12 protein-coding genes are annotated in these 10,338 nt (G+C 63.5%); 4 read left to right on the forward strand and 8 right to left on the reverse strand.

Annotation, left to right across the window (positions count from 1 at the left end; all coding sequences use genetic code 11):
• Both IE083_RS15890 and sstT read left to right on the forward strand, forming a co-directional pair.
• Window positions 1–401 (forward strand): hypothetical protein (locus tag IE083_RS15890; protein WP_229799770.1); only part of this gene is annotated, 401 nt, incomplete at its 5' end.
• A 7-nt stretch (window positions 402–408) separates the two neighbouring features.
• Window positions 409–1,659 carry a serine/threonine transporter SstT gene (sstT, locus tag IE083_RS14415; RefSeq protein WP_189354718.1) on the forward strand — a complete coding sequence of 417 codons (1,251 nt, stop codon included), beginning with the start codon at window positions 409–411 and terminating at the stop codon, window positions 1,657–1,659.
• Window positions 1,660–1,774: 115 nt separating this feature from the next.
• Here sstT and bfr read toward each other — a convergent pair whose 3' ends face one another.
• From bfr to IE083_RS14455, 8 genes are all read right to left on the reverse strand, one after another.
• Window positions 1,775–2,239 (reverse strand): bacterioferritin, encoded by a 465-nt coding sequence (bfr, locus tag IE083_RS14420; RefSeq protein WP_189354720.1) that lies wholly within the window; start codon window positions 2,237–2,239, stop codon window positions 1,775–1,777.
• Window positions 2,240–2,445: 206 nt separating this feature from the next.
• On the reverse strand, window positions 2,446–2,832 hold the full coding sequence (gene ridA, locus IE083_RS14425) for a deaminase RidA (protein ID WP_189354722.1): 387 nt from the start codon (window positions 2,830–2,832) through the stop codon (window positions 2,446–2,448).
• Window positions 2,832–4,088 (reverse strand): radical SAM family heme chaperone HemW, encoded by a 1,257-nt coding sequence (hemW, locus tag IE083_RS14430; RefSeq protein ID WP_189354724.1) that lies wholly within the window; start codon window positions 4,086–4,088, stop codon window positions 2,832–2,834. Before hemW ends, ridA begins: the two co-directional genes overlap by 1 nt.
• A 112-nt stretch (window positions 4,089–4,200) precedes the next feature.
• Window positions 4,201–4,797, reverse strand: a complete 597-nt coding sequence (gene rdgB, locus IE083_RS14435) for an RdgB/HAM1 family non-canonical purine NTP pyrophosphatase (RefSeq protein WP_189354726.1) — start codon at window positions 4,795–4,797, stop codon at window positions 4,201–4,203.
• A 142-nt stretch (window positions 4,798–4,939) separates the two neighbouring features.
• On the reverse strand, window positions 4,940–5,968 hold the full coding sequence (dusA, locus tag IE083_RS14440; RefSeq protein ID WP_189354727.1) for a tRNA dihydrouridine(20/20a) synthase DusA: 1,029 nt from the start codon (window positions 5,966–5,968) through the stop codon (window positions 4,940–4,942).
• A 316-nt stretch (window positions 5,969–6,284) separates the two neighbouring features.
• Entirely contained in the window at window positions 6,285–7,010 is a 726-nt protein-coding gene (gene rph / locus IE083_RS14445; RefSeq protein WP_189354729.1) for a ribonuclease PH, read from the reverse strand.
• Window positions 7,011–7,083: 73 nt separating this feature from the next.
• Window positions 7,084–7,956, reverse strand: a complete 873-nt coding sequence (locus IE083_RS14450) for a PP2C family protein-serine/threonine phosphatase (RefSeq protein ID WP_189354730.1) — start codon at window positions 7,954–7,956, stop codon at window positions 7,084–7,086.
• On the reverse strand, window positions 7,953–8,903 hold the full coding sequence (locus tag IE083_RS14455; protein ID WP_229799771.1) for a serine/threonine protein kinase: 951 nt from the start codon (window positions 8,901–8,903) through the stop codon (window positions 7,953–7,955). Before IE083_RS14455 ends, IE083_RS14450 begins: the two co-directional genes overlap by 4 nt.
• 88 nt (window positions 8,904–8,991) lie before the next feature.
• Here IE083_RS14455 and IE083_RS14460 point away from each other — a divergent pair, with 88 nt between their 5' ends.
• Together IE083_RS14460 and IE083_RS14465 are read left to right on the forward strand one after the other, a co-directional pair.
• Window positions 8,992–9,858 (forward strand): YicC/YloC family endoribonuclease, encoded by an 867-nt coding sequence (locus IE083_RS14460; RefSeq protein WP_229799772.1) that lies wholly within the window; start codon window positions 8,992–8,994, stop codon window positions 9,856–9,858.
• Window positions 9,859–10,116: 258 nt separating this feature from the next.
• The coding region (locus IE083_RS14465) for an Arm DNA-binding domain-containing protein (protein WP_229799773.1) at window positions 10,117–10,338 on the forward strand (222 nt) is incomplete at its 3' end.

Raw genomic sequence — 10,338 nt, forward strand, 5'->3', positions numbered from 1 at the left:
AGTTCGTCGATGGCCTCCTACCATCTGTCTGCATTTACACCACTTCCGTGGACTCTATCCCGCTGCGAGGCGCCACCGGCTTGCGGCCAACCTTGCCGCAGACAGTACCGCTGCAACAACAGGAGATGGCCGTACCGGCCGTGGCACTGGATATCCGCCAGCCACACGGAAGCAGGCACTCTTCCGCATACTGGATACTGGATTTTTTCTGCAGGGAAAAGTTTGTTACACTGCGCACCGCTACGCCGATGTGCCTGTTTTTCATGGCATTTCGCAACACCCCTGCGCGACGGGCTCCACTCCGCCGCGACAAGGTTGGCCGCAAGCACTCATCCATGCTGGCAGAATCTGCCGCCATGCCGGCTGTTACCGCATTAGCAACTCATAACTATCTTGATTAGGGAATTTATGCAGCAGAATTCTTCGATTATCGGCAGGATCATGAACGGCAGCATCGTGCTGCAGATCCTGATCGGCATGCTGGCCGGCATTGCAGTGGCCAGTTTCTCCCCCGATACCGCCAAATCGCTGACCTTCCTCGGCAGCCTGTTCGTCAAGGGCCTGAAGGCCGTAGCGCCGGTGCTGGTGTTCGTACTGGTGGCCAGCGCCATCGCCAGCAAGAAACAGGGCGTGCAGACCAATATGCGCCCGGTGCTGATCCTGTATCTGCTGGGCACCTTCCTGGCCGCCGTTACCGGCGTCGTGGCCAGCTTTGCTTTCCCGACCCAGCTCACCCTGGTGGCCGCCGCTACCGGCACCACACCTCCGGCCGGCATCGGCCAGGTATTGAACAATCTGGTGTTCCAGATTGTGGATAACCCGATCAACGCCATCGCCACCGGCAACTACATCGGCATCCTGACCTGGGCCGTGGCGCTGGGCATGGCGCTGCACCACGCCAGCGACAGCACCAAGACCCTGCTGAACGAAGTGGCCGACGGCGTATCGCGCATCGTGGGCGTGATCATCCGCTTTGCCCCGGTCGGCGTGTTCGGCCTGGTGGCCGAGTCGGTAGCCACCACCGGTCTGTCCGCGCTGCTGGGCTACAGCCAGCTGCTGCTGGTACTGGTGGGCGCCATGCTGTTCATCGCGCTGGTGGTGAACCCGCTGATCGTCGGCCTGACCATCCGCCGCAATCCGTTCCCGCTGGTGTTCACCTGCCTGCGCGAAAGCGGCGTGACCGCCTTCTTTACCCGCAGCTCCGCGGCCAACATCCCGGTGAACATGACCCTGTGCAAAAAGCTGGGCCTGAATGAAGACACCTACGCCGTCTCCATCCCGCTGGGTGCCACCATCAACATGGCCGGTGCCGCCATCACCATCTCGGTGCTGAGCCTGGCCGCAGTGCACACCCTGGGCATCCCGGTTGACATGCCGACGGCGCTGCTGCTGTCCATCCTGTCTGCCGTCGCTGCCTGCGGCGCCTCCGGCGTGGCCGGCGGCTCGCTGCTGCTGATCCCGATGGCGTGCAGCCTGTTCGGCATCAGCAACGACATTGCAATGCAGGTGGTCGCCGTCGGCTTCATCATCGGCGTGGTGCAGGATTCCGCCGAAACGGCATTGAACAGCTCCACCGATGTGCTGTTCACCGCCGCTGCCTGCATCACCAGCGGCGATGTGGAGGACAGCGCTCCGCAACTGGCACGCCAGAACGGTTAAGCCTTTTCTGCGCAGCCGTAGCCAGCACAAAGCCCGCTCGGATGAGCGGGCTTTTGCTTTTCGGTATCCCTGTCAAGGCATACCACCAAAGGGCGGCGGCGCCCCTTGCTACATATTACATCTGCGATTGCAGATAGTTGGCCGCACCCATCTTGCCCAGCAGCGCCAGCTGCGTAGATGCCCAGTGCAAATGCTGTTCCTCGTCGGCCAGCATCTCCTGGAACAGTTCACGGCTGACCGCATCACCGACGGTCGTGCAACACGCTACCGCCTCCCGCAGCAGGTCGATCGCCTGGCTAACCAGTGCCTGATCCAGCTGCAGTTGTGCCTCCACCTCGGTCTTCACCTCGATCTGCCGGACGTCCTGCATGCCGGGCACACCCTGCAGGAACAGCAGCCGGGCCAGCAGCCGGCCGGAATGGGAAAACTCCTCTTCACTATATGCATGTTGCTTGTCTGCCAGCTTGTTCAGGCCGGCATCGCGACACAGGCCGGCGTGCAGCAGGTATTGCTTGTAGCCGGTCAGCTCTATGCTCAGGTAGCGGTCCAGGTAGCTCAGGACTTGCGGATCACCTTGCATCGTTATTCCTCCGTTATCAAATGCCTAAATACGAAGCGCGAGTATAGCCAGACCATCAATGAATAAAGCATATGTCGCAAGAAAACTTGATCCATAATAATTTTGCCCGTCATGAGTGACTCGGAAGCGCACCCCTTGCCATCCTTGCATGACACAAACAAAAAGCGGCCCGCAGGCCGCTTTGCTTGTTGCCACGTGGCAGAGGCTTACTCGCCCAGCACCATGATCGCGTCGGCTTCCACCTGCACACCCTTGGGCAGGCTGGCGACGCCGATGGCGGCGCGCGCCGGGAACGGCTGGCTCATGTACTGGCCCATGATCTCGTTGAAGGTGCCGAAGTTGGACAGGTCGGTGAGGAAGGCATTCAGCTTCACGATCTGGTCCAGCGAACCGCCGGCGGCTTCACATACCGCTTTCAGGTTCTTGAACATCTGGTGGGTTTCCGCGGCAAAACCGCCTTCCACCACCGTCATGGTCACCGGGTCCAGCGGGATCTGGCCGGACAGGTACACGGTGTTGCCGGCCTTGACCGCTTGCGAGTAGGCGCCGATTGCCGCCGGGGCCTTGTCGGTATGGATGATTTCTTTGGCCATCAATTTTCTCCTTCATCGTGCAGGAACAGGGTTAACAGGTCGTTGAGGAAGCGCTGGCCCTTCAGGGTTGGCCGCAGATGGGTAAGATTGTGTTCGATCAGCCCCTCCGCCTGCGCTTGCCGCAATTGCGATTGGATACAGGATACCGGCAAACCGGTGCGTTCGCTGAACAGTCTGGTCTCGAAGCCGCCGGTCAGGCGCAGGGTGTTCATCATGAACTCGAACGGCAGCTCCTTGCGGCCAACCTTGTGGCGCGTTTGCACCGGGTTGCCGTCGGCGATGGCCTGCAGATAGGCCGCCGGCTGCTTGTAGCGCATCTCGCGCACCACGCCCTCGTGCGAGCTGATCTTGCCGTGCGCGCCGGCGCCGATGCCGACATAGTCGCCGAACTGCCAGTAGTTGACGTTGTGGCGGGCGAAGCGGCCCGGCTTGCCGAAGGCGGAGGTCTCGTAGTGCACGTAACCGGCGCCTTCCAGCCGCGCCTCGATCGCCTCCTGCATGTCGGCGGAGATGTCGTCGTCCGGCAGGTTGGCCGGCAGCTGCACCGCGAACAGCGTGTTCGGCTCGATGGTGAGGTGGTAGGCGGAGATATGCGTGACGCCAAAGCCGATGGCGGTGTCGATGTCGGCCAGCGCCTCGGCCAGCGTCTGGTTCGGCAGCGCGTACATCAGGTCGAGGTTAACGTTGTCGAAGTGCGTCAGCGCGATCTCTACCGCGCGCCGTGCCTCGTCACCGTCGTGGATGCGGCCCAGCGCCTTCAGCTGGCGCGGATCGAAGCTCTGGATGCCGATCGACAGCCGGTTGATGCCGGCGTCGCGATAGCCCTTGAAGCGCTCGCTCTCGAAGGTGCCGGGGTTGGCCTCCATCGTGATCTCGGCGTCCGGATGGATGCGCGCGCGCGCGCGCAGGCCGGCCAGCAGCGCGGCCATCGCCTCCGGCGAGAACAGGCTGGGCGTGCCCCCGCCCATGAAGATGGTGGTGATCGGCCGCCCCCAGATCGCCGGCAGGCTGTACTCGAAGTCGCGCAGCAGCGTCTCGACGTAGGCCATCTCGTCGAAGCCGTCGCCGACGCGGCTGCGGCCAATGTCTGACCCATCGGCAATGGCAATCGCCCCGGGCACCGGCTTGAACTCGTGCGAGTTGAAGTCGCAGTACGGGCACTTCTTCACGCACCACGGGAAGTGGATGTACAGCGACAGCGGCGGCAATTCTTTCAGCCCGCTTAGCCCGGAAAGCGATATCTTTGTCACCTGCACGTCGCGGCTCCTCGCTGTACTGCTTGTACTATCTCGTCGCCGCTCGTTTGGTTTCGCGATCTCGCGTCCCGTGCGTTGCGGGCGCCCTTCAGCGCGGATAAATCAATCACGCTCATGCCAGCTGTGCCTGCAGTTTCGCCAGCAGCGCCTGCATTGCCTGGCCGCGGTGACTGATGCCGTTTTTCACCCCGGCCGGCAGATCGGCGACGGTACAGCCGTGGCTCGGCAGCCAGAAGTGCGGGTCGTAACCGAAACCGCCGTTGCCTGACGGCGTATCGACCACCTCGCCATACCAGGCGCCATCGACCACCAGCGGCTGTGGATCGTCGGCGTGGCGCACCAGCACCAGCACGCAGTAGTAGTAGGCGCGGCGGTTGGCCTTGCCCTGCAGCTTTTCCACCAGCCTGGCGTTGTTGCGCTCGTCCGACTTCGGCTCGCCGGCAAAGCGCGCCGACAGCACGCCGGGCTTGCCGCCCAGCGCTTCGACGCAGATGCCGGAGTCGTCGGCCAGCGCCGGCAGCCCGGTCATGTGGCTGGCGTGGCGCGCCTTTTCCAGCGCGTTTTCGAGGAAGGTGTAGTGCGGCTCAGCGCACTCCGGCACGTTGAGGCGGCCCTGCGGAATCACCTCGATGCCCAGCGGCGCCAGCAGGGCGGCGAACTCTTTCAGCTTGCCGGCGTTGTTGCTGGCCAGTACCAGTTTGTCGATCATGCTTTGCTCCGACGGCGGCTGGCGCGGCCAACCTTGCGGCCGCCGGCACCAGGCGCCTGAAAACCAAAAAGCCCGGCGCAGCGGGCGTGGGGGGTATCCGGTGTATCTTAACAAGGAATACGGGCAAGGACGCTGTGACAGTTCAACCCTGCGTCGCCAGCAGCGCGCGGATGAACAGGCCCTCGTCGGCGCCGTGCAGCTCCTTGCTGTCGGACAGCATGCGCCGCCACTGCCGTGCGCCCTTCTGCCCCTGGAACAGCCCCAGCACGTGGCGCGCGATGTGGCGCACGTTGCTGCCGTCCTGCAGTCGCGCCGCGACATAGGGCAGCAGCGCCTCCACCACCTTGCCGCGCGATAGCGGGCGGCTGTCGGCGCCGTAGAACAGCGCGTCCCACTCCGCCATCAGGTAGGGGTTGTGATAGGCCTCGCGCCCCACCATCACGCCGTCGACGTGTTGCAGGTGGGCGGCGATTTCCTCGTTGCTCTTGATGCCGCCATTGATCAGGATTTCCAGATCCGGCCGCTCCTGCTTCAGGCGATACACGTACTCGTACTTCAGCGGCGGAATCTCGCGGTTTTCCTTCGGGCTGAGACCCTTCAGGATGGCGTTGCGCGCGTGCACGATGAAGGTACGGCAGCCGGCCTCGGCCACGGTATCGACGAACTCGCGCATGTAGTCGTAGCTGTCGATATGGTCGATGCCGATGCGGTGCTTGACGGTGATGTCGATGTCGACCGCGTCGCGCATCGCCTTCACGCAGTCGGCCACCAGTTGCGGCTCGGCCATCAGGCAGGCACCGAAAGCGCCCTTCTGCACCCGCTCCGACGGGCAGCCGACGTTGAGGTTGACCTCGTCGTAGCCCCACTCTGCGGCCAACCTCGCGCACTGCGCCAGTTCCTGCGGCTCGGAGCCGCCCAACTGCAGCGCGATCGGGTGCTCGGCGTCGTGGTAGCGCAGATGGCGCGGCACATCACCGTGCAGCAGCGCCCCGGTGGTCACCATCTCGGTGTACAGCCAGGTGTTCTTGGTAATCAGCCGCGCAAAATAGCGGTAGTGGCGATCGGTCCAGTCCAGCATCGGGGCCACGGACAGGCGGCGCGGGGGAAGCTGGGCGGTGGACGACAGGGTGGCGGCGCCGGGCGCTGCCACGCCTTGCAGGTCATTATTCATTGAGGCCGGTTCCTGCCTGTTTTGCGACGACAGCTGGCACAAGGCGCAAACCGGTATCACAAATAAGCAGTTGAAAAAACGAAGAATTATCCTATTGCAGACGAGTCAGGGTCAAGCCTGATGCGCCGGCGCTTGATGGCCGCAGCCGTCACCAGGACAGGGTTCGGGCAACCCCGCTAGTATTGCCCGTTCAGTCACGCGGCCACGAGTCCGGGCCGGGAACGGCGGTGATGGCATCGCGGGCGGGCATACAAAGGTTGGCCGCAGCGCTGCGGCCAACCTTGTCTGTCGCACGGGGCATGGCTGCTCACGCGACTTATGCGGCGGCTGTGGCCAACGCCTCGCGCTGCAACGCGACCAGTTCGGCGATGCCCTTTTCCGCCAGTTGCAGCAAGGCGTTCATTTCTGCACGGCTGAACGGCACGCCTTCTGCGGTACCCTGCACCTCGACAAAACGGCCGTCGCCGGTCATCACCACGTTCATGTCGGTTTCGCAGCCGGCGTCTTCCTCGTAGTCGAGATCCAGCAGCGGCACGCCGTCGACGATGCCGACCGAAATCGCCGCCACGTGCTGGCGCAGCGGGTTTTCGCCGAGCTTGCCGGCGGCCAGCAGGCCGTTGATGGCATCGGCCAGCGCGATGTAGGCGCCGGTGATGCTGGCGGTGCGGGTGCCGCCGTCGGCCTGGATCACGTCGCAGTCGATCTGGATCTGGCGCTCGCCAAGCTTGACCAGGTCCACCACCGCGCGCAGGCTGCGCCCGATCAGGCGCTGGATTTCCTGGGTGCGGCCGGATTGCTTGCCGCTGGCCGCCTCGCGGCGCATGCGGCTGTGGGTCGAGCGCGGCAGCATGCCGTATTCGGCGGTGACCCAGCCCTGGCCCTTGCCCTTCAGGAAGCCGGGCACGGTTTCATCGACGCTGGCGGTGCAGATCACCTTGGTGTCGCCGAATTCGATCAGCACCGAGCCTTCGGCGTGGCGGGTGTAGTGGCGGGTAATGCGGACGCTGCGCAGGGCATCGGCAGCTCGTTGGGATGAACGCATGGCGCGAGGCTCTTGAATGGGGATAACAGCGGGATTCTACCCGATCACCCTGCCGCGCGCGGCGGCTTGCCGCTCAGTGCGGCTGCCGGGGCAGCAGTTCGGCGGCCAGTTCATGCTCCATCAGCAGGCCGGGGATGGCGTCATCAGGCAGGAAACCGGCCAGCGTGCCGCTGTCGATGTAGCCGCTGCGACCGTCCAGCGCCGCATCCGCCGGCAGCAGGGTGAACGCCACCGCCGACAGGTTGTCGCCGCGCTCGCCGCCGCGTTTTTCCGCCACCGTCATCAGCGCCGGCAGCACCGCCGGTGCCACCCGCCCGTGGAACACGCGCGCCAGTTCCGCATCCGGTACCACGCTCCACAGCCCGTCGCTGCACAGCAGCACGCTGCAACCGGCCTGCAGCGGCAGCGGATGCAGAACGCTGACTTCCGGCTCGCCCATCGCCCCCAGGCAGTTGTAGATGCGGTTGCGCGCCGGGTGCACTGCGGCCTCGGCCTCGCTCAGCTGGCCGCTGTCGATCAGGCGCTGCACATGGGAATGGTCGCGGCTGCGAAAACGCACCGCGCCCTGCTCCAGCAGATACAGCCGCGAATCGCCGGCGTAGGCGCAGTACACGGTGTCGTCCTGGACGATGGCCACCACCACCGTGGTGCTGGGGATCTCGCGCAGGTGATGGGCGATGGCGTGGTCGATGATGGCCTGGTGCGCCTCGCCCAGCGCCCAGCGCAGGAAGTCGCCCGGCTGCAGCAGCCGCGGCGTGGCCTGGCAGCGGAACTGTTGCACCAGCACCTCGGTGGTGATCTGCGCCGCCACTTCGCCGTCGATATGCCCGCCCATGCCGTCGGCCACCACCAGCAACACGCACTCGCTGGAGCAGGTTACGGCGAGACGGTCTTCATTGTTATCGCGTCCGCCAATGCGGGAATCGACTGCCAACGCAAATTTCATGGTTTCTTCCCCGCCGCCTGCGCCAACCAGGTACCGGCCTTCTGCCATAGTGAGCGCGGTGGCGGAGTGACATAGTCATTGGCCAGCAGGCATTGCTGCATCCGTTCCAGACTGTCCGGCCGCCGCTGCGGCTCCAGTTGCAGACAGGCATCCGCCAGCGCCAGTAATTGCGGTGAATAGTAGTGCGCAAACAGCTTGCTGGCCGGTTGCAGCGTATCGGCCTGCTGCCGCTCATCCGCCGACTGCGGACGGCCTCCGCCCAGCATCGTGTAGAGACTGGCGCCCAGACCATAAATATCGGTCCACGGCCCGAGCTTGGCCTTGGCGTCGTACTGTTCCGGCGCAGCATAGCCGGGGGTGAACATTGCAGCCGGTGCCTGCCCCGGTCGCCGTAGCGCCTGGCGCGCGGCACCGAAATCGAGCAGCACCGGCGAGCCGTTGCGGCGCAGGTAGATATTGGCCGGCTTGATGTCGAGATGCAGCAGCTGCTGCTGGTGTACCTCGCGCAGGCCTCCGATCAGTTCGGCAAACAGCTTGCGCAGCCGTACCTCCGGCAAATGGCCGGCGGCCAGCGTCAGCTCCTTGCTCAGCGGCCGGCCCTCGGCATACTCCATCACCATGTACACCGTGTTATTGGCCCGGAAAAAATTCACCACCCGCACGATATTCGGATGCCGGATACCAGCCAGCACCCGCGCTTCCTCGAAGAAGCACTTCAGACCGATACGGAATGCCTCGCGATCCAGCTCGTCGATGATGGTAACCTCGCCACCGGGCTGGCGACAGGTCATGTCCAACGGCAGGTATTCCTTGATCGCGAACTTGCGGTCGTGGTGATCCAGCGCCAGATAGACCAAGCTGAAACCGCCAGCGCTGAGTTCACGAACGATGGTGTAATCATCGAGCCGGAAGCCGGCCGGCAGTGCGCTTTGCTTGGATTGCGTCATGTGCATTGATATAGTGTGGCGGCCCCTGAATCGGAACCCTAGCTATTCGGGGCATGTCTTCCTGAAAACCATGACTGCCGGAGCCCCCATGATCCTGAGTATGACAGGCTTTGCCTCTACCGCCCGCGAATTCCCGGGCGGCCTATTATCCATTGAACTGCGCGCGGTGAACCACCGCTACCTCGACGTGCAGATGCGGCTGCCGGAAGAGCTGCGCGTGATCGAGGCGCAACTGCGCGAGCTGATCGCCGGCCGCGTCACCCGCGGCAAGGTGGAGTGCCGCGTCGGCATCAGCCAGAACGACAACGACAACCAGCAGCTGGAGCTGAACCCGGACATGGTGCAGCGCCTGCTGGCGATCAGCAACCAGGTCAAGGCCATCGCGCCGCAAATGCGCGAGCTGGGCATGGGCGAGCTGCTGCGCTGGCCGGGGGTGCTGAAATCCAATTCACTGCCGCCGGAAGTGCTGCAACAGCTGTGCCTGGACGGCCTGAAGGTAGTGCTGGAAGACTTCCGCGCCACCCGCGGCCGCGAAGGCGAAAAACTGGCGCAGGTGCTACGCGACCGGCTGGAGTCGATGGCGCAGATCATCAGCGATATCAAGCCGCGCCTGCCGCAGATCCTGGACGCCTATCGTGCCAAGCTGTCGGCACGGCTGCAGGAGGCGCTGGGCAATGTCGACGACGACCGCATCAAGCAGGAATTCGCGCTGTTCGCGCAAAAAATCGACGTCGACGAGGAGCTGGAGCGCCTGAGCACCCACATTGCCGAAATCCGCCGCATCCTGAAGACCGGCGGCCAGGTCGGCAAGCGCCTGGACTTCCTGATGCAGGAACTCAACCGCGAGGCCAACACCCTCGGCTCCAAGTCGGTCGCCACCGAAACCACGCAGGCATCGGTGGAGCTGAAGGTGCTGATCGAGCAGATGCGCGAGCAAATTCAGAATATAGAGTAACGCTTCACGACACTCCGCTACACGCCAGCCATCTCACAAAAGCCCCGTACCCCGGGGCTTTTGTCATTTCATTACGCTTCACAGCCTTTCATAAAAGCGCATAATATTCGTGTACCCAACGGTGTACCCCATGGGGTTTTTGAATTCTCATTTGGGTACACCGCCCTATTCGATGTTCACAGAAACGTACCCTTCGCCAGCCAACGGGCAAAGGCCGGTACTCGCTATTTGGGAGAACGGATGGGCAAGTTAACAGACATGCAAATCAAGGCCTGGATCAAAGCAAAACAGCACTTTGAAGGACAAGGCGATGGAGACGGACTGTGGTTACGCTACAGGGAGAACGACAAGGTTCCTGTCTGGCGCTTTCGCTACAAGTTTGCGGGCAAGAGCCGCGTCATGCAGATTGGTAGTTATGCGCATTCCATTACCCATAAGTCTGCCGGAATCGCATCCCGAGGACGCAGGCAGCAATTTTCT

It is taken from the genome of Vogesella fluminis (assembly GCF_014652335.1).
Lineage (GTDB): Bacteria > Pseudomonadota > Gammaproteobacteria > Burkholderiales > Chromobacteriaceae > Vogesella > Vogesella fluminis.

Coding starts and splice junctions, on each gene's coding strand:
- sstT (WP_189354718.1), top strand. CDS start 409: ATGCAGCAGAATTCTTCGATTATCGGCAGGATCATGAACGGCAGCATC.
- bfr (WP_189354720.1), bottom strand. CDS start 2,239: ATGCAAGGTGATCCGCAAGTCCTGAGCTACCTGGACCGCTACCTGAGC.
- ridA (WP_189354722.1), bottom strand. CDS start 2,832: ATGGCCAAAGAAATCATCCATACCGACAAGGCCCCGGCGGCAATCGGC.
- rdgB (WP_189354726.1), bottom strand. CDS start 4,797: ATGATCGACAAACTGGTACTGGCCAGCAACAACGCCGGCAAGCTGAAA.
- dusA (WP_189354727.1), bottom strand. CDS start 5,968: ATGAATAATGACCTGCAAGGCGTGGCAGCGCCCGGCGCCGCCACCCTG.
- rph (WP_189354729.1), bottom strand. CDS start 7,010: ATGCGTTCATCCCAACGAGCTGCCGATGCCCTGCGCAGCGTCCGCATT.
- IE083_RS14450 (WP_189354730.1), bottom strand. CDS start 7,956: ATGAAATTTGCGTTGGCAGTCGATTCCCGCATTGGCGGACGCGATAAC.
- IE083_RS14455 (WP_229799771.1), bottom strand. CDS start 8,903: ATGACGCAATCCAAGCAAAGCGCACTGCCGGCCGGCTTCCGGCTCGAT.
- IE083_RS14460 (WP_229799772.1), top strand. CDS start 8,992: ATGATCCTGAGTATGACAGGCTTTGCCTCTACCGCCCGCGAATTCCCG.